This window comes from Glaciihabitans sp. dw_435 (genome assembly GCF_018449675.1).
In the GTDB taxonomy this organism is placed as follows: Bacteria; Actinomycetota; Actinomycetes; order Actinomycetales; family Microbacteriaceae; genus Glaciihabitans.
This window is the reverse complement of sequence record NZ_JAAVUZ010000009.1, coordinates 70,535-96,350: the sequence shown is the minus strand read 5'-3', so window position 1 is coordinate 96,350 and position 25,816 is coordinate 70,535. Positions and strand designations below refer to the sequence as shown.

The 25,816-nt window shown below is 68.4% G+C and carries 27 protein-coding genes and 1 pseudogene; 13 read left to right on the top strand and 15 right to left on the bottom strand.

Annotated features, from left to right (window positions below):
* The first annotated feature begins 103 nt into the window (after positions 1–103).
* Positions 104–796, top strand: a complete 693-nt coding sequence (locus HB677_RS12760; RefSeq protein ID WP_213816093.1) for a hypothetical protein — start codon at positions 104–106, stop codon at positions 794–796.
* Here HB677_RS12760 and HB677_RS12755 read toward each other — a convergent pair.
* The 7 genes from HB677_RS12755 to HB677_RS12725 form a co-directional block, all read right to left on the bottom strand.
* Entirely contained in the window at positions 793–1,977 is a 1,185-nt protein-coding gene (locus tag HB677_RS12755; RefSeq protein ID WP_213816092.1) for an MFS transporter, read from the bottom strand. The two genes, HB677_RS12760 and HB677_RS12755, sit on opposite strands and share 4 nt — an antisense overlap.
* Before the next feature lie 106 nt (positions 1,978–2,083).
* The gene (locus HB677_RS12750) at positions 2,084–2,599 is read right to left on the bottom strand and encodes a DUF4190 domain-containing protein (protein ID WP_213816091.1); all 516 of its coding nucleotides are present in this window, start codon (positions 2,597–2,599) and stop codon (positions 2,084–2,086) included.
* Positions 2,600–2,635: 36 nt separating this feature from the next.
* Positions 2,636–3,049 carry a DUF4190 domain-containing protein gene (locus HB677_RS12745; protein ID WP_255546591.1) on the bottom strand — a complete coding sequence of 138 codons (414 nt, stop codon included), beginning with the start codon at positions 3,047–3,049 and terminating at the stop codon, positions 2,636–2,638.
* 41 nt (positions 3,050–3,090) lie between these two features.
* Positions 3,091–3,471, bottom strand: a complete 381-nt coding sequence (locus HB677_RS12740) for a hypothetical protein (RefSeq protein WP_213816090.1) — start codon at positions 3,469–3,471, stop codon at positions 3,091–3,093.
* A gap of 53 nt (positions 3,472–3,524) precedes the next feature.
* On the bottom strand, positions 3,525–3,944 hold the full coding sequence (locus tag HB677_RS12735) for a nuclear transport factor 2 family protein (RefSeq protein WP_213816089.1): 420 nt from the start codon (positions 3,942–3,944) through the stop codon (positions 3,525–3,527).
* Positions 3,945–3,996: 52 nt separating this feature from the next.
* A complete protein-coding gene (locus HB677_RS12730; protein WP_213816088.1) occupies positions 3,997–5,160 on the bottom strand; it encodes a hypothetical protein in 1,164 nt (387 codons plus the stop codon).
* A complete protein-coding gene (locus HB677_RS12725; RefSeq protein WP_213816087.1) occupies positions 5,157–5,519 on the bottom strand; it encodes a PadR family transcriptional regulator in 363 nt (120 codons plus the stop codon). The genes HB677_RS12730 and HB677_RS12725 overlap by 4 nt, the downstream gene beginning before the upstream one ends.
* 237 nt (positions 5,520–5,756) lie before the next feature.
* Between HB677_RS12725 and HB677_RS12720 the strand changes: the two genes are divergently transcribed.
* The 4 genes from HB677_RS12720 (at position 5,757) to HB677_RS12705 (ending at position 9,025) form a co-directional block, all read left to right on the top strand.
* Entirely contained in the window at positions 5,757–6,314 is a 558-nt protein-coding gene (locus tag HB677_RS12720; RefSeq protein WP_213816086.1) for a TetR/AcrR family transcriptional regulator, read from the top strand.
* An 88-nt stretch (positions 6,315–6,402) separates the two neighbouring features.
* The gene (locus HB677_RS12715) at positions 6,403–7,458 is read left to right on the top strand and encodes a type III polyketide synthase (protein WP_213816085.1); all 1,056 of its coding nucleotides are present in this window, start codon (positions 6,403–6,405) and stop codon (positions 7,456–7,458) included.
* The gene (locus tag HB677_RS12710; RefSeq protein WP_213816084.1) at positions 7,455–7,991 is read left to right on the top strand and encodes an isoprenylcysteine carboxyl methyltransferase family protein; all 537 of its coding nucleotides are present in this window, start codon (positions 7,455–7,457) and stop codon (positions 7,989–7,991) included. The genes HB677_RS12715 and HB677_RS12710 overlap by 4 nt, the downstream gene beginning before the upstream one ends.
* On the top strand, positions 7,988–9,025 hold the full coding sequence (locus tag HB677_RS12705; protein WP_213816083.1) for an FAD-dependent monooxygenase: 1,038 nt from the start codon (positions 7,988–7,990) through the stop codon (positions 9,023–9,025). The genes HB677_RS12710 and HB677_RS12705 overlap by 4 nt, the downstream gene beginning before the upstream one ends.
* Here the strand turns inward: HB677_RS12705 and HB677_RS18515 are convergent.
* From HB677_RS18515 to HB677_RS12690, 4 genes and pseudogenes are all read right to left on the bottom strand, one after another.
* A complete protein-coding gene (locus tag HB677_RS18515) occupies positions 8,990–10,141 on the bottom strand; it encodes a bifunctional 2-methylcitrate synthase/citrate synthase (protein ID WP_255546597.1) in 1,152 nt (383 codons plus the stop codon). The two genes, HB677_RS12705 and HB677_RS18515, sit on opposite strands and share 36 nt — an antisense overlap.
* Before the next feature lie 105 nt (positions 10,142–10,246).
* Positions 10,247–10,786, bottom strand: a pseudogene (locus HB677_RS18510) (GNAT family N-acetyltransferase); the annotation flags it as partial.
* Positions 10,786–12,300: an MmgE/PrpD family protein gene (locus HB677_RS12695; RefSeq protein ID WP_213816147.1), complete on the bottom strand. Its 1,515-nt coding sequence runs from the start codon at positions 12,298–12,300 to the stop codon at positions 10,786–10,788. The gene HB677_RS12695 and the pseudogene HB677_RS18510, both read right to left, overlap by 1 nt.
* Before the next feature lie 734 nt (positions 12,301–13,034).
* Entirely contained in the window at positions 13,035–13,499 is a 465-nt protein-coding gene (locus HB677_RS12690) for a MarR family winged helix-turn-helix transcriptional regulator (protein ID WP_213816081.1), read from the bottom strand.
* Between the two features lie 75 nt (positions 13,500–13,574).
* Here HB677_RS12690 and HB677_RS12685 point away from each other — a divergent pair, with 75 nt between their 5' ends.
* Positions 13,575–13,844 carry a hypothetical protein gene (locus HB677_RS12685; RefSeq protein ID WP_213816080.1) on the top strand — a complete coding sequence of 90 codons (270 nt, stop codon included), beginning with the start codon at positions 13,575–13,577 and terminating at the stop codon, positions 13,842–13,844.
* Positions 13,845–13,969: 125 nt separating this feature from the next.
* Here HB677_RS12685 and HB677_RS12680 read toward each other — a convergent pair whose 3' ends face one another.
* Positions 13,970–14,623: an HAD hydrolase-like protein gene (locus tag HB677_RS12680; protein WP_213816079.1), complete on the bottom strand. Its 654-nt coding sequence runs from the start codon at positions 14,621–14,623 to the stop codon at positions 13,970–13,972.
* Between the two features lie 151 nt (positions 14,624–14,774).
* Here HB677_RS12680 and HB677_RS12675 point away from each other — a divergent pair, with 151 nt between their 5' ends.
* From HB677_RS12675 to HB677_RS12660, 4 genes are read left to right on the top strand one after another with little or no spacing between them, the layout of a single operon-like run.
* Positions 14,775–15,080 (top strand): hypothetical protein, encoded by a 306-nt coding sequence (locus HB677_RS12675; protein WP_213816078.1) that lies wholly within the window; start codon positions 14,775–14,777, stop codon positions 15,078–15,080.
* Positions 15,080–16,381, top strand: a complete 1,302-nt coding sequence (locus HB677_RS12670; protein ID WP_213816077.1) for a putative T7SS-secreted protein — start codon at positions 15,080–15,082, stop codon at positions 16,379–16,381. The genes HB677_RS12675 and HB677_RS12670 overlap by 1 nt, the downstream gene beginning before the upstream one ends.
* Positions 16,378–17,151: a hypothetical protein gene (locus tag HB677_RS12665; protein ID WP_213816076.1), complete on the top strand. Its 774-nt coding sequence runs from the start codon at positions 16,378–16,380 to the stop codon at positions 17,149–17,151. The genes HB677_RS12670 and HB677_RS12665 overlap by 4 nt, the downstream gene beginning before the upstream one ends.
* Entirely contained in the window at positions 17,144–18,292 is a 1,149-nt protein-coding gene (locus tag HB677_RS12660; RefSeq protein ID WP_213816075.1) for a hypothetical protein, read from the top strand. The genes HB677_RS12665 and HB677_RS12660 overlap by 8 nt, the downstream gene beginning before the upstream one ends.
* Before the next feature lie 84 nt (positions 18,293–18,376).
* Here the strand turns inward: HB677_RS12660 and nucS are convergent, their stop codons facing one another.
* A complete protein-coding gene (gene nucS, locus HB677_RS12655) occupies positions 18,377–19,072 on the bottom strand; it encodes an endonuclease NucS (RefSeq protein ID WP_213816074.1) in 696 nt (231 codons plus the stop codon).
* 9 nt (positions 19,073–19,081) lie between these two features.
* Positions 19,082–20,362, bottom strand: coding sequence for an MFS transporter (locus tag HB677_RS12650; protein WP_213816073.1), 1,281 nt, complete (start codon positions 20,360–20,362; stop codon positions 19,082–19,084).
* Between the two features lie 80 nt (positions 20,363–20,442).
* Here HB677_RS12650 and HB677_RS12645 point away from each other — a divergent pair, with 80 nt between their 5' ends.
* Entirely contained in the window at positions 20,443–21,507 is a 1,065-nt protein-coding gene (locus tag HB677_RS12645) for a LacI family DNA-binding transcriptional regulator (RefSeq protein WP_213816072.1), read from the top strand.
* Here the strand turns inward: HB677_RS12645 and HB677_RS12640 are convergent.
* On the bottom strand, positions 21,497–22,759 hold the full coding sequence (locus HB677_RS12640; protein ID WP_213816071.1) for an MATE family efflux transporter: 1,263 nt from the start codon (positions 22,757–22,759) through the stop codon (positions 21,497–21,499). The two genes, HB677_RS12645 and HB677_RS12640, sit on opposite strands and share 11 nt — an antisense overlap.
* A gap of 118 nt (positions 22,760–22,877) precedes the next feature.
* Between HB677_RS12640 and HB677_RS12635 the strand changes: the two genes are divergently transcribed.
* A complete protein-coding gene (locus HB677_RS12635; protein ID WP_213816070.1) occupies positions 22,878–24,845 on the top strand; it encodes a M13 family metallopeptidase in 1,968 nt (655 codons plus the stop codon).
* A 35-nt stretch (positions 24,846–24,880) separates the two neighbouring features.
* Complete coding sequence (locus HB677_RS12630; protein ID WP_213816069.1) at positions 24,881–25,789, top strand: serine hydrolase; 909 nt, start codon at positions 24,881–24,883, stop codon at positions 25,787–25,789.
* Positions 25,790–25,816: the final 27 nt, after the last annotated feature.

The following is a 25,816-nucleotide window of genomic DNA, read 5'->3' as shown; positions in this document are numbered from 1 at the left end:
ACTTAACGCGACGGAAACCCCCGGGGAATTCCGCACCCGCCGGGTACGCTACAGCCATCGCGCCACCGATTGCGCGGGTATCCACCAACGCCCAAGGAGCCGCGTGGCCCACTCGTACCAACTACACGTCGATCTCGACGCTCAGTGCCTGTGCTGCCGGTCGCAGCAGCCCTTCCACTTCACCTCGGCGACCGACCAGGTCGTCTGCGCGCACTGCGTGCACCACCTCGGATCGGACAAGGCCGAGCGCCGCGACAGCGATCACGTCGCCCTCTGGCTGGATCTCTTCACCGAAGCGCAGCAGGACGCCGCGGCGCTCGCCGCCGACGCTTCCGAGACCATCGGCACGCGGGATGCCACCATCGCGGACCTCACCGAGCAGGTTGCCCAGCTCGCCGCGGTCGTGGCCGGCCAGTACGAGCAGGCAGCCGCCGACAGCGCCGCGGTAACTCCCGCCGGAGCCGGCGTGCGCGCGCTGCTCGAGAGCGACGCCGTCAAGCGCGCCGAGCGCAACACAGTTCTCGCGACCCGCCGCATCGACTGGGCGATGGCCGCCCTCTGGGCAATGTCGGAATTGCATCGGGATGACCCGGCGAAACCGATGTACTGCGTGTGCGGTAAATCCCTCAGCGCGTGTGCCGAGGGAAAGGCACTCGAGCCGGTGCGCCAGAGCATCCTCGACTGGGAGAAGAAGAACGTCGCCCTGCTGCAGGAGGGCAAGCGCCACGGCCTTCCCGATGACCACCCGGCCGTGGTGCTCGCGTCGGGTGGGCGCGCCCCGGGCCGATGGCGTTAGCCGAGCCGGGACATCCGCTCGGGCAGCACAACGAGCGATAGCAGCACCGTCACCAGGATTCCGCCGGCCACGATGAGGGGCACGGTTGTCGCCGCCGGAGAGTTCGCGACGGCGCCCGCGGCCAGGGTGCCAAGGGCGACGCCGACGTTCATGGAGCTGACGATCCACGCGTTGGCCTCGGTGAGGGACTCGGCCGGACTGATCTTTTCGATCGACTCGAAGACCTGCGCGAGGGTCGGGGGAAGCATGAATCCGGCGACCAGGGCGCAGACGAGCCACGCGCCCGGGGGCAGCCCGCCGACCGCGAGCGGCACGTAGCCGAGCCCGAGCAGGGCACCGCACGCGGCGAGGGCGCGCAGCGGCGACCGGGTGAGGGGTCGAAGCGCGAGCGTTGTCGCTCCAGCCAGCGCGCCCAGTGCATTGACGGCGAGGGCCCAGCCGGCGAAACTGTCGATCCCGTTGCGCTCGCCGTAGACGGTGACCGCGATCGTGAGTACGCCCACCGGCACACCAACGCCGAAGGTGAAGGCGACGAGCCGGCGGAACCGGGCGTCACGCACGGGCGACACGTGGCGGAGCCCCGCGTGCTCGGAGCGTCCGGCAGCCCGCGACACCCGGTTGGACGCGAACCCGAGGGTGCCGACGAGACCGAGCGCCGCGGCAAAGAGGATGTTTCCGGTCGCCCCGAACGCCCAGATCCCCACAACCGTGAGCAACGGTCCGGCGATGAAGAGCAGTTCGGTGGCACCCGCGTCGAGGCTGAATGCCGCCTTGAGCGGCTTTCCATCCGGGATGATCCGGGGCCAGAGTGAACGCAGCGACGGCTCGAGTGGGGGCGTGAACAGGCCGGCCAGCACGGCCCCGACCACCGCGATCACCGGCGCACTGTGTGCGCACAGCGCGACCGCCGCGAACGCGGCCGAGCTGAGGATCGCGGAAACGACGAGCACACCCGTCTGGCCGCGGCGGTCGACCCACCGTCCCAGCGCGGGTGCACCGACCGCCGAGGCGACGATGTAGATCGCGGTCAAAACCCCGGCGAGGGTGTAGCTGCCGCCCTGCAGCCGCACCAGCTGCACGATCGCGAGGGCCGCCATCGCCGTCGGGAGGCGTCCGATGAGGGAAGTGCCCAGCAGGTACAGGGCGCCGGGTGTCGACGCCACCGTACCGAGAGGATTCACGCGCTCATAGTAGCGGCGGGCAGGAGGCCGCCGACGCCAGCCGCGGGGCCCCTGCTGGCGCGCGGCTTTCCGTCGCCCGGCTACCTGCCCGACGCCGGTTGCGTGATCAGTACGAGTACGACGACGAGGACTCGGCGATCCCGGCGACCGTTGCCACGATGATGAACGCGAACCAGATCAGTCCGAAAAACACTCCGACGTAGCCGAGGATGAGGCCGGCGACAGCGAGACCGTTTCCGCCCTCGCCCGTGCGCTTGATCTGCGACAGGGCCATATGCCCGGTGATGACCGCGGCGGGCGAGAGGAAGAACGCCGTGACGAGCGAGATGATCGCGAGGGTGTTGGTGCGCTGGCTGGCAAGCGGAATGTACGGCGGCTGGTACGGGGATCCGGGCTGGCCGGCGTACGGCGGGACACCGCCGGGTTGTCCGTACTGCCGCGACTGGTAGGGCGCGGGCGCTGCCGGCGGGGCGTACGCGGGCTGCGCGTCGGCTACCGGAGGCGTGTAGGCGGGCTGCGCGTCGGCTACCGGGGGCGTGTAGGCGGGCTGCGCGTCGGCTACCGGAGGTGTGTACGGCGCGGGGGCCGGCAGCTGCGGCTCGCGGGGATCGGTGTCAGTCATGCGATGTCACTTTCGTGGGGTGAAGCGGATGGGTGTCTAGAGGGACGTTGTGCCCGGTGACGTGGCGTTGGTCACGACGATGATGATGACGGATGCGATCCACAGGATTGCCAGGGCGATGGTGCCGTAGCCAACCACCAGGCCCGCGATCGCGAGTCCACGGCCGGCCTCGCCCGTGCGTTTAATCTGCGACAGTGCGATGTGTCCGGTCACGATTGCGGCGGGCTGGACGAAGAACGCGGTGATAAGGGAGATGATCGCGAGCGTATTGGTGGGTCGGTAGGGCGCGACGCCATAGGGAAGCGTCCCATAGGGCTGCCCGTAGGGCTGCCCGTACGGCGGCGGCGCGTACTGCTGCTCATGCGACTGCCCGTACGGCGGCGGCGCATACTTCTGCTCAGGTGGCAGCTCGTACGGCTGCGGTATCGCCGGAGGGCGCTCGTCAGTCAAAGGAAGGCTCCGTGGGTGGGGGAAATGACGGGCGGGACCGACTAGTTTTCGAGCGTCGAGGCAAGAACGCCGGCGCCGGTGAGGGTCTTGCCGAGTTCGTGCGCGATGTTCTGGAAGCCGTTCGCCGTCTTGCTTGCCCCGATTGCGCCGCCCTTGAGCATGCCGGACGCGAGTCCGCGGTTGAGGCGGGCGACGGTACGGCCCTGGTCATCGGCGAAAAACTCCACGTCGAAACGCATGTGGAACTTCTTGCCCGCCATGGCGCCCCAGAGCACGGTGCCCGCAACGCTTCCGCGGGAGATCACAAATCCACCGGCGGGCGTGCTTGCGATGCTGTAGCCCTGCTCGGTGAGCGATGACGCCACCAGCGCCTTCGCCGCCTCGTGGTCACCGGTGATGAAGAAGTCGTAACTCGAAGCCATGAGAGTCTCTCGATTGTCGGACGGGATGCTCTGGATACTAGCGGGAGGAGGCTTCAGCTGGCCAGAACTTCGGCGGGGAGAACATCCTCGTGAAGATGAATGATGCGCCACGAGGCATCCACTCTCCGCATGACCGCCGTGACCCGGCAGATCTCCGGAGCGGCGCCGGGCCGGTCGGGAAAGTCCACGCGCAGCATGTACGCGGCGATCGCGAGGTCGTCGTCGACGGAGACGTGCACGTCGTATTCGGTCAGGACTTCGCTCGGCGGGCCGTCGGCGCTCGGGCGTCCGGCTCGCACATCGTTCAGCTCATCAAAGCCGGTAATCAGCGGGGTGTGCGCGGAGTCGTACATCGTGAAGCCGTCGGCGAGAACCTCGTCGATGCCGACCCGGTTGCCCGTCATGTAGTTGGCGTACATGCCGTGGATGACGGCGAGGACCGCCGCGTGATCGGGAGAAGAGGCGGCGGTCATCGTGTCACGGTAGCGCAAGTGGGGTGGATGCCTCGGCCAGGCGCCGCGCTGGTCAGGGCTTCTTCGTGGTCGTGGGTACGGGGGTGATCGACGGTGACGGAGCCGCCGTGGGGGTGGTTCCGGTTCCCGGGCCGACCGGCGCAGGGGTGGACGTGGGGAGCGCAGTCGGAGGCGCGGTCGCGCCCGGTGTCGCCGAGGGCTGCGCCGACGGGGTTGAGGTGGGGCTCGGGGTGATGGGTGCCAGCGCCTGCACGTGATCGAACGGGAGTTGCGCCGGAGTCAACAAGGGGTTCGTCGCGAGCGCGCTGAGGTTGGTCACGCCGTCGAGGGTCCCGGGCGGCGCGACGCGCAGCGGGTAGACGTTCCAGCCCGCGCGACCGGGAACGGAGGCACTCGGAACCACGACGGTTTCGGTCCCGGTGGAGTCGTCGTACTGCGTGACGTACATCGTGTCGTCGGTCTGCCCGGACAGGGGAGTGCCGTCCTGATCGAACAGCTGCACGTTGGTGAGCGGATTGCCGTCGGCGTCGTAGGCAAAGATGTTCGTCACGGCCCGCCCGTCCTGGGTCAGCCCCATCGGAGTCGCTTCCCCCACGGAGTCGTAGTAGACGGTCGAGTTGCCGATCGCGGCGGAGATGACCCCGGGCAGCGCGATGACCGCGACGATGCTGGCCGCAATGCGCACGAGCTTCAGCCACTGGTATGGCAGCCAGCGACCGCGTCCCCACTGCACGCTGAGCGCGACAAACAGCAGCACGATGACGAGGTGCGTGAGCGACTGGGGGATCAGCCGAACGGGCCCGCCGAAGAACACGAGATACACCAGCTCATACACGGCCCAGCCACGGGCGATCCACCACACCGGACGCAGGGCGATCGCCGTCTCCAGGATGCTCGCCGTAATGGGATTGCCCCGCAGGCTCGTGAGCAGACGCACCCGGAAGCTGGCGGCAAGTGCGAGCGTTTCGCTGAGCGGATGCACCGAGCGCTTGCCTGCCGCGGGCAGGGGCAGACCGGCCGCCGTTCGCAGTTCCTCCGCGTACGCAACCGGATCCCCGAGGTCGATGGATCCGGAGTCGCTCGCGCTCTCGGCGAGGTCGGCCTCGAGGCCGTCGGTGAGCTCGTCGATCTCGTCGGGGCTGAGGCCCGCGAGCGCCGTGCGAACCGCGGCGGCAAACTCGTTGATCACGGTGGGGGTGAGGTACACGGCGCTCATGAGCGATCTCCGATCGTGGCTGTGGATGCGCGGGTGGCTTCGCTGGTGTCCAGCAGCGCTGTCATGGTCGATGAAAAGCTGGCCCAGCTGCGGCGCTGGTCCTGCAGCATCGTGCGGCCCTGGGTGTTGATGCCGTAGTACTTGCGATGCGGACCGCCGTCCGACGGAACCACGTAGCTCGACAACGCGCCGGCGCTGTACAGGCGGCGCAGGGTGCCATAGACGGACGCGTCGCCCACCTCATCGAGGCCCGCCTGACGGAGGCGGCGCACGATGTCGTAGCCATAGCCGTCTTCCTCCTGGATGACGGCAAGTACGGCCACGTCGAGCACCCCCTTGAGTAGCTGGGTTGTATCCATGGGACTCCTTGAACGGTGGGCACGAGTGCGTTGGACTGTGCACCCCACACTAGTGTGCGTTCCGCAGTAGTGCGTGCTGCAAAGCACCGACACGCCGCACGAACATCGTTTCTGCCACTGCAACGCAACGGTCCGTCACGGTCGTGCGCAGATCATCCAATGCGAGGGTCGGATATTTCAAACTTCGTTGTTAATCCTCACAATGTGTCCGAGATGGCCCCGTCCTAGGCTTTCTAGATGACCGATCCTCGAATCAAGCGCACTCGTCTGCACGTTCTCGAGACGACCCGCGCCCTGCTGGCCGAGCGCCGCAGTAGCCCGCTCAGCTTCTCCGTGATTGCCGAGCAGGCGCAGGTTTCCCGTCGCACGCTGTACACGCACTGGGGAACCGTCGACAAGGTCATCAGCGAAGCAATCACCAGCCACCCTCCGGTGGGACTCGGCGACGCGGCCACCCTGCCCGCCAGCGATCGGCTGCGCGCTTTCCTGCGGGACATCCGCTCCTCCATTTCCGACGCCGTCACCAACGCCGCACTCGCGTCGCTGATGAACCTCGCGACGCACGATGACGGCGCCTCCAGCTCCCTCAAGGAGATGGGTCAGGCCCGCATCGAGCAGTTCCGCCAGAGCGTGGCTCCCATCACTGCGGAGCAGTACGCCCAGCTCGTCGGCCCGCTCTTCATCTCGCAGTTCATGAACGGTGAACCCGGCTCAGACGCCCTCATCGACGCCCTCGTCGTACACGGCTTGGCAACGCTCGACGTGGCCGATCACCTGGAACTCGTCAGCGCGTAGGTACACCCGCCCCAGCCGGGGCAAACGGATGCTGTCAACCGTCCGTGCCGGAATACCCGCTTCGGTCACCGCGTGCTACTTTCGGCAAATGCCCCGAATTGCGGCGGTCGCACCCGTGCTGCCCGACTACAGCTACACCCAGAGCGAGATCACCGCGGTGCTCGCGCCCCTCATCACGAGCGAGCCGAAACGCCACGCGGTACTGAGCCGCATGCACACGGCCACCGGCATTGGCACGCGCCACACGGCCTTGCCGATCGAGGCCTATCGCGACCTCGGGACGTTCCGTGAGTCGAACGACACCTTCATCCGCGTCGCGACGGACCTCGCCGAACGCGCGCTGACCACCGCGCTCGCGGACGCCGGTCTGACCGCCGCCGACATCGACTTCGTGCTCTTCACGTCCGTGACCGGCATCTCCGCGCCATCCATCGACGCCCTCCTCATCGCCCGTCTCGGCATGCGCCCCGACGTCAAGCGACTGCCGTCGTACGGTCTCGGCTGTGTTGCCGGAGCCGCCGGCATCGCCCGCGTCAACGACTATCTGGTCGGTCATCCCACCGAGGTGGGCGTGCTGCTGTCCGTCGAGCTCTGCTCATTGACCTTGCAACGGGATGACGCGAGCATGGCCAACTTCGTCGCGACGGGCCTCTTCGGCGACGGCGCAGCGGCGGTCGTCATGGTCGGCGATGCGCGGCCAGAGCCGGGCCCCCGCGTCGTGGATACCCGCAGCTATACCTACCCGGACACCGAGGAGACCATCGGGTTCCTCGTTGGGGGCACCGGCTTCGAGATCCTGCTCACCGCGGGTGTCGCCGACGTGATCGCCCGGCACTTTCCCGGCAACGCCGCCTCCTTCCTCGGGGACAACGGCATCGCGATTCCCGACATCGGTGCGTGGTTCGCTCATCCCGGTGGCCCGCGAGTGCTCGAGGCGTTCTCGGACGCCCTGCGCCTGCCCGACGGTGCCCTCGCCCTCAGCTACGACTCACTCGCCCGCGTCGGCAACCTGTCGTCGGCCGCGGTGCTCCACATTCTCTCCGACGGGTTCGCCCAGCCCGCAGGAACGCGCGGACTGCTCTTTGCGCTCGGCCCCGGGGTCAGCGCCGAGTTCGTCCTCCTGGAATGGGAGCCGCAGGCATGATCTGGTATCTCGTGCTCATCCTCGCCACCGGCGTCGAGCGCATCACCGAAGTGAGAATCTCCAACCGTCACGCGGCCTGGGCCTTCGAGCGCGGTGGCAAGGAGTTCGGCCAGCGCCACTTCCCCTGGATGGTCGCGCTCCACACGGCACTGCTGCTCGGCGCGCTCGCCGAGGTGTTCCTGCTCGACCGCCCCTTCATCCCGTGGCTCGGCTGGCCCATGCTCGTCATCGCACTCGCCTGCCAGGCGGGTCGCTACTGGGTGATCTGGGCGCTGGGCAACCAGTGGAACACCCGCGTCATCGTGGTACCCGGACTTCCGCGCGTGGTGCGCGGCCCCTACCGCTACTCCTGGCTGAGGCATCCCAACTACGTCATCGTGGCGATCGAGGGCATCGCGCTCCCGCTCGTCTACACCGCGTGGATCACCGCCATCGCGTTCACGGTGCTCAACGCGATCCTGCTGCTGCGCTTCCGCATTCCCACCGAAGACCGCGCGCTCACCGCCCTCACCGAGGCGGACACTCGCCGGTGATCTACGACGTCGCGATTGTCGGCGGCGGGCCGGTCGGTCTCGCGGCCTCCATTGCGGCGCGGATGGCGGGACTGACGGTGCTCATCATCGAGCAGCGTTCCGGACCGATCGACAAGGCCTGCGGTGAGGGACTCATGCCGGGCGCGATCCCGTTGCTCGCCGAACTCGGCGTCTCGCCCGAGGGCTCCCCGCTGCGGGGAATCACCTACCGGCAGGGCGACGCCGCGGTGACCCACCGGTTCGCTGCCGCGCCGGGTCGCGGGGTGCGGCGCACGGTCCTGCACGCGGCGCTGTCGGCCCGCGCCGCGGAACTGGGCGTCGAGCGCGTCACCGCGAAGGTGACGGAGCTGCACCAGGGCCCACTCGACGTGGAGGTGCGCACCGCGGACGACCGGTGGTTCTCCGCCCGCTACCTGTTCGGCTGCGACGGGCTGCACTCGACGATCGCGCGTCTCGCGGGGCTGGCCCTGCCGACGCCAGCGAAATCCCGGCGCTACGGCGTGCGGCAGCACTTCGCCGTCGCACCGTGGACCGACACCGTCGAGGTGTACTACGGCGAGAACGCCGAGTTCTACGTCACGCCGGTCTCGGCGGGTGTCACCGGCATCGCAATGCTGTCCCGCCGCGCGGTGGATTTCGACACCGCCCTTGCCGGACTGCCCGACCTCGCGGCGCGCCTCGCCGGGGCCACGCCTGCCAGCGAGCGGCGGGGTGCCGGCCCGCTGCGGCAACGCACGAGCGGCCGCACCACCGGCCGTGTGCTGCTCGTCGGCGACGCCTCGGGCTACGTGGACGCCATCACCGGCGAGGGACTCCGGCTCGGGTTCGCGCAGGCGCGGGAAGCAGTGCGCTGCGTGGCGTCCGATGCCCCGGGCAACTACGAGCGGGCGTGGCGTCGCACGACGCGTGACTTCCGCGTGTTGACCGGTGGGCTCGTGATGCTCGCGCTGTCGCCGGTGCGGCGCGGCATCGTGCCATCCGCTGTCCGCCTGCCGAAGCTATTCGGATTCGTCGTCGAGCGTCTCGCTCGGTGACACGTCGCGCTGCCCGGGTCCGACGTACTCGCTCAGCGGGCGGATCAGCGAGTTGGCGGTGAGCTGCTCCATGATGTGGGCGGTCCAGCCGACGATGCGGGATGCCACGAACAGCGGTGTGAACGTCAGGGTGTCGAACCCCATCAGGTGGTACGCGGGTCCGCTGGGGTAGTCGAGGTTGGGCTGGATGTTCTTCGCCTCGCGCATGGCAGTCTCGAGGGTCTCGTAGAGGTCGGCGAGATCGTGGCGGTCGTGGGACTCGATCAGGGTGTCGAGCGACGCCTTCATCGTGGGCACCCGCGAGTCACCGTTCTTGTAGACGCGGTGTCCGAATCCCATGATCTTGCGCTTCTCCGCGAGGGCGGTGTCGAGCCACGGCTGCACCTTGTCGGCGCTGCCGATCTCGTCGAAGACGTGCATGACCGCCTCGTTGGCGCCGCCGTGCAGCGCTCCCTTGAGGGCGCCGACCGCTCCCGTGACCGCAGAGTAGAGGTCGCTCAGGGTGCTCGTGATGACGCGCGCGGTGAAGGTGGACGCGTTGAACGAGTGCTCGGCATACAGGATCATCGACACGTCGAACGCGTTCACCTCGACCAGGTCGGGCACCTCGCCAAAGGTCATGTAGAGGAAGTTGGCCGAGTAGCCGAGGTCATCCCGCGGCTCGATGAGGTGCTCATCGCGCCGGCGACGCTGGTCGTACGCGACGATGGACGGCAGTTGGGCCAGCAGGGCCACGGACTTCTTCAGGTTGGCGTCGGGGCTCGCGTCCGAGGCATCCGGATCCATCGCGCCAATGACGCTGATCGCGGTGCGTACGACGTCCATCGGGTGCGCGGTCAGCGGCAGCTCGTCGATGACGCGCTTGACGACGGGGTCGATGCCGCGCAGGGAGCGCTCGAGGGTCTCGAACTCGGCGCGCTGCTCGTCGTTCGGAAGCTCGCCGTGCCAGATGAGGTACGCGACCTCCTCGAACGTGCACTGGGCGGCGAGCTCCTGCACCGGGTAGCCGCGGTAGAGCAGCGAATTCGTCTCGGGGTTCACCTTGGAGATCGTCGTGGTGTCGACAACGACACCGGCCAGACCCTTGTGGATGGTGTTCTGGACATCCGTGGTCATGTCGTTTCCCGTCTGTGTGTGTTCGGGGGTGGGGGTCGCCACTTCCCAGAGTATTTCGAGGCCGTCGATCTCATCCCACTGTTCGCCGACCTGCTCGAAACCGAAGCCGGCGATGGTGGCCTGTGATGCGAGATTGTCGGGACGAATGGATGCCCGCACCCGCGTGACGCCGGGCTCGCTTGCCGCCCGGTCGAGGAGTAGCCGCAGCATTTCCCGGGCGTAGCCGCGGCGGCGGAACTCGGGGTCAACCCGGTAGGCAACCTCGACGGTGCCGGATTCATCGGGGCCGCCGTGGAAGCCCGCGTGCCCGATGACCCGCTCGCCGTCGGTGGTGACCGCGGCCCGCGCGATCCAGTCGATGTCGGTCGGTGTCGCGTGAAGCTGGGTGGAGCGGTAATTCCAGAGGTGCAGGTTGTCGTCGTCGACGAAGTAGTCGGTGAGGTCGAGCTGCACGAGTTCGCGTGCGGCGTCGAGGTCGCCCGCGGCCAGCGCGTGGATCGCCTCCGCGGGGAACTGCACGAGGCGGATCACGGCGTCGGGCGCGCCGGGCTGGGGCGTGGTGCCGGTCTGCTCGCCGGTCTGCTGGGTTGCGGGCTCGGCGGCTGGCTCGACGCCCTCCGGGACGCCCTCCGCGTGGCGGCCCATCAGAAGAGTCCTTCCGGAGCGGCAACCGGATGCGCGACGGTCACCGTCAGTCCACCGAGCTCGGCGGCCGTGAGGTGGGGGAGACGCTGCGCGACATCCAGGAACCGCTCGATCTCGTCGGCAGCAAGCACGCCCTCGGCCAGCCCGCGGAACTTCGCCACGTACTGGTCGCGGGCGAACGGCCGGGCACCCAGCGGGTGCGCATCAGCCACCGCGATCTCGTCCACGATGCGGGTGCCGTCGGTCAGCTCGATCTCGACGCGGCCGCCGAACGCCTTCTCGGCGGGGTCGAGCGAGTGATAGCGCCGGGTCCACTCGGCGTCCTCGGCGGTGGTCACCTTGTTCCAGAGCGCGACCGTGTCGGCGCGCGAGGCCCGCTCGGGGGAGTAGCTGCGCTCGTGGTGCCACTGCCCATCCTGCAGCGCGACCGTGAAGATGTAGGGGATCGAGTGATCCAGCGTCTCCCGGCTCGCGGTGGGGTCGTACTTCTGCGGATCGTTCGCCCCCGACCCGATCACGTAGTGGGTGTGGTGACTCGTGTGCAGCACTGCCGCCACGATATTGGCGGGGTCCTTCAGCTCGGGATGCCTCGCGCCCAGGCTCCTCGCAAGGTCGATCCAGGCCTGCGCCTGGTACTCCGCGGAGTGCTCTTTCGTGTAGCTGTCGAGGATCGCGAGCCGGGGTTCACCCACCTCCGGGAGAGGCACCGCGTACGAGGCATCCGGCCCATCAAGGAGCCAGGCGATCACGCCGTCCTCGCCCTCGTAGATGGGGGTGGGACTGGTCTGGCCGCGCATCGCCCGGTCGACGGCCTCGATCGCCATCTTGCCCGCGAAGGCGGGGGCGTAGGCCTTCCAGCTGGAGATCTCGCCCTTGCGTGACTGTCGCGTCGCGGTGGTGGTGTGCAGTGCCTGGCCGATGGCCTGGAAGACGGTTTCGGCGCCCAGGCCCAGCAGCGTGCCGATGCCTGCCGCCGCGCTCGGGCCGAGGTGGGCGACGTGGTCAATCTTGTGCGCGTGGAGACTGATCGCCTTGACCAGGTCGATCTGGATTTCATAGCCGGTGAGGATGGCGCGGAGCAGCTGCTCCCCGGAGGCGCCGGCGTGCTGCGCGGCCGCGAGAATCGGGGGGATGTTGTCGCCCGGATGCGAGTACTCCGCCGCGAGGAAGGTGTCGTGATAGTCGAGCTCACGCACTGCGACGCCGTTGGCCCAGGCCGCCCACTCGGGGCTGAAGCGTCCCGGGATGCCGAAGACGGTAGCCCCGGCGTGGGTTGCGCTGCTCGCGACCCAGGGATGCGCCTCCGCCTGGCCCCGGGCTGCGACGACCGATGCGCGACCGAGGGACGCGACGGCGACGGCCGCGTTGTCGATGATGCGGTTGATGACCATGGCGGCAGCGTCATCTGTCGCAGCAATGTTTTCGGTGGCGACCGTGGCGATCTTCCAGGCCAGCTGATCTTCGCGGGCGAGGTTCTCGTCGCTGCGGTGAACGCGTACGGGGTGGAGTTTCAACGAGAGCCATTTCTGTCGAGAATCGGGCGCGACGGCGGTGTCGTGCTGTCCCTTCACTGTAACCACCGCGCCGAAGCGTGTCGCATCGGCCCCGGGGGCTGCCGCCGCAAGGGCGCAGTGGGCTAAGGCGGGTTGTGCCGCGCCTGCGCGGCGTCCTGGCGGCGTGCCACTCGTGTGCTCGGCGGGCTCGCGGCAGCGTGCACCCGCTCTCTCGCTCCTGACGGCGCGCTCGGTTCCACTGCGGGAGGAAATCCTGTCGCCGCAGCCCGCCCGGACCCCCGAATGGACAGAATCTCCTCCGCTAGCAAAATCGCCGAGTGCGCCTCGCCCGAAATACCGTCAAATTTGCCCGAAACCGCCCCCGGCGCGACATTCATTTCGCCAGATGAGGAGAATCAGCGTTCGCGGCGACCCAAACTCCTTATCTGGACCGAAGTCGCCGAAATCTCCTGATCTGCCGAAACCGGTTGGGCCGCTGGAGGTCGCGGGCAGCCGACCGCCGAACAGCCAGCCGCAGGTGCGGAAAGCGGATGCCCCGGGGCGACGCACCTCGCAGCCAGCCCCGGCCACGACCCACGCCGCCACTCCGCCCGTAAGTCAGCTCCGCGTGCGACCCGCCGCCGTCACCGCGCCGCTAGTCAGCCCCGCTCGTGGCGCGCCATCGCCACGGTCGCCGCGCCGTTACGGCCGCGTGCGACCCACGCCGCTGCGGCGCCGCCGCTACCCGCCCGCCACTACCCGCCCGCGCGAGCCGTCGTCGCCGCGCCGATCAACCCGGTGAGGGTGTCGCGGATCGCCTCGAGCTCCTCGACCGGCATCCCGAGCAGCCCCACGACCTTTCCGGGAACCTCCTCGGCCCGAGCCCGCAGCTCGCGTCCCGCGGCGGTCAACTCGATGGAGAGCGCGCGCTCATCCCGCAGGCTGCGGCGCCGTTCCAGCAGCCCGGCCGCCTCCAGCCTCTTGAGCAGGGGGCTGAGGGTCGCGGGCTCGAGCAACAGCGCGTCCGAGATATCCCCGGCGCTGCGCGGGCTTCGCTCCCAGAGGGCGAGCATCACGAGGTACTGGGGGTGCGTGAGCCCCAGCGGCTCGAGCACCGGACGGTACATCGCAATGACGCTGCGCGACGCGACGGCCAGGGCAAAACACACCTGGCGATCCAGAGCGAGCGGGTCCGTGGCGACACCATCGACATTTTCCATGTCCTGAGTATACTAATAGTTAGTGCACTAACTAAAGGTCAAACAGGCCGAGCTGAGCGCACGCACGGAGGAATCATGACGAAGAAGGCCCCCTGGTGGGATCGCCTCAACGCCGCCCTGCTGCCGAAGATCGGTCCGCCGCCGCTCGGCCCCTACAACGAGGCGCCCCTGCCGCCCACGGGAGCGAAGCCCTGTCCGGTCTGCGGCATGCCGATGAGTGAACACCGGATCGAGCGCGGCGTCACGGGAGATGCCCGCACGGCAACGCGCATCCACTGTCCTACCGCCGCCGAACACCGCGCGTTCCTGCTGGCCGACAGCGACTCGCCCACGACCGCGCAGTAGAGCGGCCCGACAGCGAGTCACCCACGCCTGCGCAATAGCGCCGCCCGACGGCGAGTCACAACCACGCAGTAGCGAGTCAGCACCATCTCCACGCAGTAGCGGCGAGCGGATGCCCCGGGCCGGGCTCAGAACAGCAGCGCCGCCAGTTGCTCGGGGGTATCCACGACGGCAACTGCACCGGCCTGCTCCTCCACGGAGCCGTAACCCCAGGTGACGAAGATCGTGGGAACACCGTTCGCGGCGGCCCCCTCGACATCGTGCTTGCGGTCCCCGATCAGCACCGGGTTCGACAGGTCCGCGCCAAGGGCCTTCAGGCGCACCAGCGCCTCGGCCACCACGTCCTTCTTGGCGCTGCGCACCTCGTCAGCGGAGGCGCCGGTGATCACGTCGAACTGGGTAGCCAGTCCGTAGTGCTCGAGGATCAGCGTCGCGGGCAGCTCGGGCTTCGAGGTTGCGAGCGACATCGGCAGCGGGCTGGCGCCAATGCGCTTGATGAGTTCGGCAACGCCCGGGTACAGACTGCTGTCGTAGGCACCGTCGTTGAGGTACTTCTCGCGGTAGATGTCGAGCGCCCTGTCCGACAGCTCCTGGTCCATCTTCGCGATATCCCGGAACGAATCGAGCAGCGGCGGCCCGACGTAGCGCAGCAACTCCTCGGGCGACGCGGGCGGAAGGCCGAGGCGCTCGAAGGTGTACGACAGGGTCGCGGTGATTCCGGGGGCGGAGTCCGTGATCGTGCCGTCGAGGTCAAACAGTATCGCGCTATAACCAGAACTCACGCGCTAAGCCTAAAGCCCCCGGATGAGGGGGATTGGCTGGCCGGATGACCCCACTTAGTGTCATCCTGTATCTGAGCCAATTTCGTGGATAACTCATACGACGCGTGCGCACGGCAGCAGGAATACGGGGGTAACTGTGGTTGATCTGCGGATGAACACCGACACAATGCGGGATCTCGGCACCGACATGGCGCTCATCGCGAGCGAGTTCGAGCATGCCAACACCCGCAGCGACACCATCGCCGAGGCGGTCGGCCACGAGGGCCTTGCCTCCGCGATCACCGACTTTGCCCACGGCTGGGACGATCGCCGCAAGGAAATGGTCGACTCGATCTCGTTCGTCGCGGACGCCGCAAAGGGCATCGCCGGCGGGTTTGACGACACCGACACCCAGCTCGCACAGGCGCTCACCGACGACGGCTCGCCCTCCAGCGCGAACCCGCGGGGAGCCGTCTGATGCGCCCCACCGACTGGACGCCCGTCGGCTATACCTCCGATCCCATTCCCGGTGACCCGTCGATCGTTCGCTCGGGCGGCCAGGACTACCTCGACGTCGCCGAAGCGATCCACAGTGCCGAGCGCCGCCTGCGGTCGCTCGACTCGGGCACGCTGGCGATTTCGCTCGCGGCCGACGCCCTGCAGGAGAAGTCGACCGAGGTGGCCGACAACGTGGGCCGTGCCTACTCGCGCTACGCCGCGGTCGGCAACGCCCTGCTTGCCTACGCGCCAGAACTCGAGTCGGCCCAGCGGGAATCAGCGGATGCGCTCCTGAGCGCCCGCAGTGCCAAGGACATGGCGGATGACTCGACAACGAGCCATCAGCACTACCTGCGTCTCGCCGAGCACGAGACAGACCCCGCCCAGAAGCTCGTCTACACCCAGCTGGCCGACAACTCGGAGCAGGACGCGGGATCGGCCACGTACGCGGTTCAGGCCGCCACGGGACGGGTGCACGACGCCATCAGCCACCGTGACACCGCGGCAGAAACGGCGATCTCCAGCATCGAAGACATCACGAAGTCCGACGACCTCGGCGACAGCTGGTGGGATGACTGGGGCAAGGACGTCCTCACGGCCATCACCGACATCGCCGGCAACGTCGCGATGATCGCCGGTGTGCTGGCGCTGCTCGTCTCGTGGATTCCCGTCGTCGGCCAGGTCCTGGGAGCCGCGCTCCTCGTGGTCGCCGGTGTCGCCGCCGTCGTCAACGCGATCGGCAACGTCGTTCTCGCCTCCACCGGTGACCGCACCTGGGGCGAAGCGGCGATCAGTGTCGTCGGCGCGGTGCTCTCCGTCGTGGGAATGGGTGCCGCCGTCAAGGTGGTCGGCCGGTTGCTCACCGCAGAGAAGGTCACCATGAAGGTCGGCCAGCAGCTCACGGTGCGCCAGGCGATCAGGCTGAAGCCCGCTAACGTGCGCCAGTACGTCACCGACATGCGCACTCCGGTACCCAAGCCCACGGCGGGCCGGCCCGTCTACCGCACCTACGGCGGCGGCGCCGATTCCGCCGGCGGATCGTGGAGCCCTGTCGACCCCCGCACGCTTCCCAACCCGCGCATGCAGCTCGGGTTGCCCGACGTCAACACCATGGACCGCGTGGTCGTCGCCCGCCTCGACGACGCCAGTGCGGTTCTGAAATCGCGTCACGGGCTTCCGTATGACGGCTATCTGGGTGGTGCTCCCGAGTACATCATTCCCCGCACCGCGCAGCCGGGCGCCATCACGGTGCTCGATGACGTGCCGTTCGTTCTGCCGTGATCTGGTCGCGAAAAACGGTCGCCGAGCTGGACTTCCCGATCGCCGTCGGCGCCTACTCCGACCTGCCCGGTTTTCAGGGGCGGCAGCTGGTGGCGTCGGCGAAGTTCGCCGGTTTCGGCGACGTGTTTGTGCGCGGCGACGACTCCGCCACGGATTACTTCTATGCCCAGCAGATCAATGTCAGCCAGGCGGATGCCACGGAGCAGGGCTCCTGGGAAGCGGAGTGCGTTCTCTACCCCGTCGACCCCGCGCTGACGCCAGCGGCGGCGAAGAAGCTCGTGCTCTCCGGAGTCGCGGACGCGCCCCGTGCCATCGGCACCGTGTTCTTCACCTCGGGCGTGGAGCGCGCCCGGGGGATCCAGGCGACGCTGGATGCCGCGCGGTCGACGACAGAAGCGACCGAACCGTGGCTGCGTGACCCGAACTACGCGGGGGACTACGCCACCGCGATGTGGGGTCACGACGTGAGCGGTCGCTACGGCGACTTCCCGGTGAAAATCCTCGACCGCGAATTCCCGCCCTATCTACCCCTGTTCTCCGCGCTTCGCCGGCCCGAGGGCTGGCCGCGCGCGCTCACGTTCCTCGCCGGACCGCTGGCGACCCCCGCGCCCAGCCTCGACGGACCCGCGGCCACGGTGCTCGTGTACGAGGTGCTCGCGGGGGAAAATGATTCCACCGCGTCCGCCGCCATCATGCGGGGTGAGCGCGAACCGGTCTGCGAACTGCTCGTCGGATCCCGCGACCTGATCAGAGAGGTCTCCCATGACTGACTCCAACGACAACACCGGTGGGGAGTTCCCCGCCGAGCTTCCGGTCGCCGCGCTGCCCGAGGTCGGGTCCGCCCCGCTCGCGGCCGCGCTCACCGCCCGCGACGTCGACGCGATCGGCCGTGCGCTGCGCCTCGACTACGTTGTGGTGCCCCTGCTTCGCCGCGAAGGTGGCACCAGCGAGATCCGCATCTTCGGTACCGCCGGCGCGACGCCAGAAAACCCCGAATGGGAGCTGTGCCTCTTTTCGTCGACCGAGGCGTTCGCGGCCTTCATCGGGGAGGCGCCCGACCGCGAGTTCGGCCTCCAGCGCGGCAGCTCGCTCGCGCCGTTCCTTGCCGAGCACGTCGAGTTCCTGAGCGCCGTCACCTTCGATCCGGCCAGTCCGCACGCCATGACGGCGTCCCCCTCCGATGTGCTGGCGATCCTCGAGCCACGTCCCGAGGACGACGAGGTCGAGTGGGCCACCTCCGGGGCTGACGACGCGCGCAGTCTCCCCAACTTTCCGGTTGACGGCGACCCCGCGGCATCCCGCGTTACCGGCTTCGACCTTCCGCTGGCCGGCGACTGGTTCCCGATCAACCTGCTCGACGAGGTGGAGCGCGACAAGCAGATCGCCACCCTCGTCGACCGCCAGCTCAAGAAGATCAAGGCGGCGCCCGTGCTGCACACCGAGCTCGCTGCGTGGCTCACCGAGTCGTGCGTGCGCGCGGCGGCCGGAGGCGCGCAGTTCCTCGCGTACCTGCTGCAGCGCTCGAAGGAGGGCGCGCTCGCCCTGAACGTCGTTCTCTACTGGCAGGAGCTGGGCCCGGCGATCACGAGCGTCAGCCACCTCGACCGCATGGGTGGCAAGCTGCAGCAGAGCCTCGCCGAGGGCGCCCAGCTGCTCGAGGCCGACACCCCCGGCGGGCCGCTCCTGCGCCACAGCCGCACGGTCGCGGGGCCCGAAGAGCTCGGCGCCGCAAACATCCCGTTGCTGCTGGCCGACTACTGGCTCGAGTTCCCCGACCACCGCGGGCTCTGCCTCGTCGCCTTCTCCAGCCCGCAGGTAGCGCAGACGGATCTGCTTCTCACCCTCACCGACAACATCGTGTTGTCGGGCGCGTGGGTGCTGGAGACCCCGGTCGACAAGCCGCAGGAGTAGCGCGGGCGCGGCCGGTCGCCCGGCGCGCCAGTGAGAGCGCGGGCCCGGCCTGCGCCAGTTAGCCCGGCCCTCAGCCGGCGCCGGTTAGAACAGGCGCAGGTGGCTGTCGTCCATGCCGCGCATCGCGTCGTAGTCGAGGAGCAGGCAGCGGATGCCTCGGTCCTCGGCCAGCGTGCGGGCCTGGGGTTTGATCTCCTGCGCGGCAAACACTCCCGTGACCGGAGCCAGGTGAGGATCGCGGTTCATCAGCTCGAGGTAGCGGGTAAGTTGCTCAACGCCATCGATGTCCCCGCGACGCTTGATCTCCACGGCGACCGACTTGCCCGAGGCATCCCGCGCCAAAATATCCACGGGACCGATCGCCGTCATGAACTCACGGCGCACGAAGGTGAAGCCCTCGCCGAGGAGTTCGATCTGCTCCGCGAGGAGCTTTTGCAGGTCGGACTCGGCGCCGTCCTTGGTGAGGCCGGGGTCGAAACCGAGCTCGTGCGAGCTGTCGTGCAGGATCTCGTGGATGGAGATCATGAGGAGGTCGGCGGTCTTCGCCTGCGCGACCTTCCAGATCTCGGTGACGCCGGCATCCGCCTGCTCGCTGTCGGGCTCGACCATCGCGATCGTGCACGGCGGGCTCATCCAGTTGAGCGGCTTGTACGACAGTGAATCGGAGTGCACGAGAACACTGCCGTCACTCTTGACGAGGAGGAGGCGGGTTGCGAGGGGCAGGTGCGCGCTGAGGCGACCCGCGTAGTCGACGGAACACCGGGCTATGACGAGACGCACCCGTCGAGGTTACCGGCTCGCGGGCACCGGCGCCGTCTTGCGGTTGCGGGGGCGCACCGACTCGGGCTCGCGGGCGGCGCCCGACGCGAGGCCGCTGATGGCGACGAGCACCAGGGTCACGAGCAGCGCGTTGAGGATGCCGACCTGCTCGCCGAGGAACCCGATGAGGGGAGGCCCGACGAGGAACGAGGTGTAGCCGATGGTGGCGACAGCGCTCACGCGGGCGGCGGCGGTCTTGGGGTTGTCGGCGGCGGCGGACATGCCCACCGGGAAGCCGAGCGAGGCGCCGAGGCCCCAGAGCACCACGCCGATGACGGCGACCCATACCCAGGGAACGAAGATCACGAGGATCAGCCCGACCGCGGCAAGGACCGTGGATCCGCGCAGCACCGGCACGCGACCGTACCGGTCGAGCACCTTGACCCCGAGGAGGCGCCCGGCGGTCATTGCGGTGACGAAGATGCCGAAGATCAACGCACCGTTGGCATTGGAGACTCCGTGCCCGTCGACCATGGCGAGGGCGAGCCAGTCGTTCGCGGTGCCCTCGGTGAAGGCCATGCCGAGAACGATGAGTCCGATGAGCAGGGTGGCGGGCTGGCGCCAGATGCTCAGGCGTCCGCGCCACGTCTTCGAGTGGTCGTCGGCCGGAACCTCGGCTTCACCGTCGGGCACGATGTGTTCGGACTGCAGGTTGCGCACGCCGATCCAGACGCCGCCGGTCATGAGAGCTCCAACGATCAGCGCGTGCACCGCGATGGGCAGGTGGATACCCTCGGCGATCGCTCCGAGGCCGGCACCGACCATCGTGCCGAAGCTGAAGAACGCGTGGTAGATCGGCATGATCGTGCGGCGAAGAACGCGCTCGTTGGCAGCGCCGCTCACGTTCATTGACACGTCGCACATGCCAGTGGATGCCCCGAAGATGGCGAGTCCGATAAAGACGACACCAAAGCTGGGGCCGAAAGTCGCGCCGAGTCCCGCGATGACGAAACCGACGGAACCGATGGTCAGGCACCACGCCATCGTGGTCGCGGCGCCGAAGCGTGCGATGACGTGGCTCGAGGCGAGCAGACCAATGATCGACCCGGCGGCGATGCCGAAGATCAGCAGTCCCATCTCGGCGGTGGACGCGTGCAGCGCGTCCCGCACGGCCGGCACGCGGGCGACCCAGCTGGAGAGCCCGAGGCCACACAGCGAGAAGATCAGGAAGAGGCTGTTTCGCCAGGCCACGACCTGCGCGCGACTGAGACCGCCCGCGTAACTCGAGGGTGTCGCGGAGGTCTGAGACATGGAGATTCCTTAGGAACGACGGCGGTTCTGAGAAGTATCGAATCGATTCGATCGATTCGATTCGACTAAGCTACCAATCCATGAAGCCCGAGGCAAGCGATTCGCACGCACGGCCCAATCTCGCCGCGGTCGCCGCGCTCGCGGGAGTGTCGGGGTCGACGGCATCCCTCGCGTTCAGCGGAGCCGGCCCGGTATCGGCCGCCACCCGCGCGAAGGTACTCGCCGCAGCCGAGACGCTCGGCTACGCCGGTCCCGATCCGCGGGCGCAGTCGCTCCGCCGCGGTCGCTCGGGAGTGGTGGGCGTCGTCATCGAGGACCGCCTGAGCGATGCGTTCCGCGATCCCATCAACATCGCCATGCTCGACGGCATCGCCGATGTCGCGGGGGCCGCGGGAGCGGGACTCCTTCTCCTCACCGAGACCGGCGATAACCGCGCGACGATCGCGTCTGCTCCGATGGACGCCGTGATCCTCGTCGGGTGCAGCACCCGACTGAATGAGACCGTCGCCACCTTGCGCCAGCGCGGCATGCCGATCGTCGCCATCGAGGCGGACGACATCCCTGGCGTGCTGGCCATCGGCCTCGACAACCGCCCGGCGTCGGCTCTCGCTGCCCGGTACCTCCGCGAGCTCGGCCACGAGCGCGTCGCCGTCGTCACGCTTCCACTGGACCCGCAGCACACGAGCGGCCCCATCCCCGCGGAGTGGGAAGCCACCGCCACCTCGTACACCGCAATCGAGCGGCTGCGCGGCGTCACCGATGTCTTTCCGGGCGTCGGGGGCTACATCGCCTCCGGCAGTTCGATCGAGGCGGGGCGTCGTGCGGGGTTCGCGCTGTTGCAGCATCCATCCGCCCGTCCCACCGCCATCATCGCCCAGAGCGACCTGCTCGCACTCGGCGTAATCCGCGCGGCGGAAGAGCTGGGCATCGCGGTTCCCCACGACCTCAGCGTCATCGGATTCGACGGCGTGCGTCTCGACGGCCTCGAGCCGTACGAGCTGACCACGCTGGTGCAGCCCGCGGTCGACAAGGGCCGTGCGGCCGGGGAAGCCGTCATGCGGCTCCTCGAGGGCGAGGACGTCGAGCCCGTCAACTTCAGCAGCGTCTTCCACGTCGGCAACACGACGGCGCCGGCTACCCCGTAACGATCCAGCGTTCGCCGCGCGCGCGGAGCCCGAGGGTGACGGCCCGCGCACCGAGGTATCCGATGCCGAAGGCGACCCAGAGCCAGACAACGCCGGCGTCGGTCACCGCCACGATCACCAGCAGCGGCACATAGACCGCGAGATTCACCAGCCCCGTCAGGGCGAGGTAGCGCGCATCGCCCGCACCAATCAGCACGCCATCGAGCACAAACACGTAGCCCGCCAGAGGCACGCCCGCGGCCATCACCAGCACGACGGCCGGCAGCAGGTTCAGGATGACCCGGTCGGACGTGAACACTCCGCCAATGACCCACGCCAGCAGTATGAGCACCACGCCCAGCGCGATCCCGCTGCCGAGACCCAGCTGCACCAGCCGCCGGGTGATCGCGCGCACCCGCACCACGTCGGCGGAACCGAGACCGTGCCCGATCATCGCCTGCCCGGCAATGGCGAGGGAGTCGAGCACGAACGCGAGGGTGAAGAACAGGGTCATCGCGATCTGCACTGCCGCGAGCGACTCGGTGCCCATACCCGTGGCGACCACCGTCGTGGCGAGCAGGGCCGCCCGCAGCGATGCCGTGCGCAGCAGCAGCCACCCTCCGGCGCGCGCGGCCCCGCCCACACCATCGAGGCCGGGGCGCAGGGGCGCGTTGAACCTGCGCGCCGCCCGAACGGCAATCACGAGGTAGACGGCGGCCATCGCCCACTGGGCGACGACGGTGCCTGCGGCGCTCCCGGCGATGCCCCAGCCGAACCCGTAGATGAAGACCGCGTTCAGCACCGCGTTCGCTCCGAACCCCGCTCCCGCGACGATAAGGGGAGTGCGGGTGTCCTGCAGCCCGCGCAGCAGTCCGGTCGCCGCGAGCACCAACAGCATGGCCGGCAGCCCCCAGAGCGACAGCGAGAGGTAGGTATAGGCGGCGTGCGTGGTTGCGGCATCGGCGTGGAACAGGCCCACGAGCCATCCGCTCGTCCACAACCCCACCACCAGCAGTACCGCGCCGACCAGGGCGGCCAGCCACAGCCCGTCGATGCCCGCGCGGATGGCGCCGGTGCGGTCTCCCGCGCCGAGTCGTCGCGCTACCGTGGGCGTGGTCGCGTAGGCGAGGAACACCAGCAGCCCGACGATCGTCTGCAGAACGGCACTGGCCAGCCCGAGGCCCGCCAGCTGCGCGGCACCCAGATGCCCAACGAGCGCCGTATCGGTCAGCAGGAAGAGCGGTTCGGCGACGAGAGCACCGAGCGCGGGCACGGCGAGACGTGCGATATCCCGGTCGAGGGGCGAGCGTAAAGTCAGGGCGGCGATACGTCGACTGTAGCGGCGACCTCCGACGTGCAGCGTCAGTGGTCACGGCATAGTGTTGATGCTTATGAGCCCCTCGACTCCCCTCCCGTCCGGAATCGTCCTCACCGAACTCGACGAGAGCGTGCGTCCGCAAGACGACCTCTACCGTCATGTCAACGGCAAGTGGATTGAGCGCACGCAGATCCCCTCCGACAAGGCGCGGTACGGCTCCTTCTACCTGCTGGCCGAAGAGGCGGAGCGTGCGGTTCGCGCGATCATTGAAGAGGCTCAGGATGCCACGCCGGGCAGTGAGCAGCGCAAGATCGGTGACCTCTACTCCAGCTACATGGACGAGGCCCGCATCGAGGCACTGGGTGCCGCCCCGCTGCTTCCCCTGTTGGCCGAAGTGGCGGCGGTCGACTCGATCGACTCGCTCCTGCGCCTGCTGGGACAGTTCGAGCGCAAGGGAACGAGCGGCTTCTTCCAACTCTTCGTCGACACCGACCCGGGCGACCCCGAGCGCTACCTCGTGCTCATCGAGCAGGGTGGGCTCGGCCTCCCCGACGAGTCGTACTACCGCGACGAGAAGTTCGCCGAGATTCGCACCAAGTACGTGGAGTACCTGCGCCGCATCCTGACCCTCGCCGGACTGGACGACGTCGACGCCCGCGCCGCCCGCATCCTCGCCGTGGAGACCGAGCTCGCCTCACACCACTGGGACAACGTGCGCACCCGCGACAACGACGCGACCTACAACCTGAAGACGTGGGACGAATTAAGCGAGCTCGCCGGCACCGTCGACCTCGACGTGTGGCTGTCGGCCATCGGTGTTCCGGATGGCTCGCTCAACGAGGTCGTCGTGCGCGAGCCCAGCTTCGTCTCCGCCCTGCAGACGGTTCTCGTTCCCGAGCGCCTCGACGCGCTCCGCGACTGGGCCGCGTGGCGCATCGTTCGGTCGAACGCCGCGTACCTCAGTTCCGACTTCGTCGAAGCGAACTTTGACTTCTACGGCCGCGCCCTCACCGGCACCCCCGAACTGCGTGCCCGCTGGAAGCGCGGCGTCTCCATGGTGGAGGGCTCACTCGGCGAGGCCGTCGGACACATCTACGTGGACCGCCACTTCAAGCCCGAGGCGAAGGTCGCGATGGACACCCTCGTCGCCAACCTCATCGAGGCCTACCGGCAGAGCATCACCAATCTTGAGTGGATGACCCCACCCACGCGTGCCCGCGCGATCGAGAAGCTCGAAAAGTTCACGCCCAAGATCGGCTTCCCGGCGAAATGGCGCGACTACTCCACCCTGCAGATCTCCGCCGATGACCTGCTCGGCAACGTTGCCGCGGCCAACGAGTTCGAATTCCAGCGTGAGCTCGGCAAGATCGGCCAGCCGATCGACCGTGACGAATGGTTCATGACGCCGCAGACGATCAACGCGTACTACAACCCGGGCATGAACGAGATCGTGTTCCCCGCCGCCATCCTGCAGTTCCCGTTCTTCGATGAGGCTCGCGATGCCGCGGCCAACTACGGGGCGATCGGTGCGGTGATCGGCCACGAGATCGGCCACGGCTTCGACGACCAGGGAGCCAAGTACGACGGCGACGGCAAGCTCACTGACTGGTGGACGGCCGATGACAAGGCGGCGTTCGAGAAGCGCACGAGCTCGCTCATCGCGCAGTACAACGCGCTCGCTCCGGCGCAGGTGCCGACGCAGCACGTCAACGGCGCACTCACCATTGGCGAGAACATCGGCGACCTCGGCGGTCTTGCCATCGCCTGGAAGGCGTATCTGATCTCCCTCGACGGCGCAGAGCCGGCGGTCGTTGACGGGCTGTCGGGGGCAGAGCGATTCTTCCTCTCCTGGGCACAGGCCTGGCAGCAGAAGTCCCGCGACGAAGAGGTCATCCGCCTGCTCTCGATCGACCCGCACTCGCCCAACGAGTTCCGGTGCAACCAGATCGTGCGCAACATCGACGAGTACTACGACACCTTTGGCGTGACGGAATCAGACGCGCTGTGGCTGGCTCCGGACGAGCGCGTCACCATCTGGTGACGCGTCGGTTCCCGACGCACCAGGAAAAGTGAGACGTGGCAGACGTGGAACGGGCGCGAGGGCGGCGCAGTAGGGCCCTCGAGCCCCGGCTGTCGCGTCATGGCGCCCTCGGTGGTGGCGAGAACTTCGCCGCCACCTTCCGCGAACTCGGCGCTCTCGCCTACGCGGGCGCGACGGTGTCGGCGAACGTCATCGACCTGCGCACCAGCCGCGTCCTCGTCGGCATCGACGACCGGATAGTGCTGCCGACGGGCGGCATCGGCAAGATCCTGCTTCTCATCGAGGTGGCGGCGCGACTCACGTCCCGGGAGTTCTCGGCGTACGCGATTCTGGACAAGTCCCCGGCGGATGTCGCCGGCGGCGCGGGCATCTGGCAGTACCTGCAGGCGCCATCGCTTCCGGTGGCGGACCTCGCCGCCCTCGTGGGCGCCACGGACGACAACCTGGCAACCAATGCCCTGCTGCGCCACGTGGGTCTGGACGCCGTGCGCGCCCGCGCGGAGTCACTGGGCCTCGCCCGCACAGCGCTGCTGGACCGAGCGCGGGACGTGCGCGGGCCGGATGACGCGCCCCAGGTGTCCGTTGGATCGACCGCGGAGCTGGCGTGGCTGGTCGGAGCGCTCGCGCGTGGGGAGGTCGTCGACGTCACGACCAGTGAGCGGGTCATCGGCTGGTTGTCCCTCAACTCCGATACCTCGCTGGTGGCGAGCGCCTTCGGCATGGATCCGCTGGCGCACGAAACTACTGACCACAACTCGCTTCTGATCAATAAGACCGGATCGGGAGCGGGCATCCGTGCCGAGGTGGGCGCGTTTCGCGGCATCCGCTCGTCCGTCGCCTATTCGGTGACAGTGCAGTTCTCCGACGACGAACTGGCAATGCGCATGGCAGTGCTTGACGCGATGCGGACGATTGGCCTCGACATTCTCGAGTACGTGCACTGAGGCCGAGGCCCGGGGACGGGCCAACTA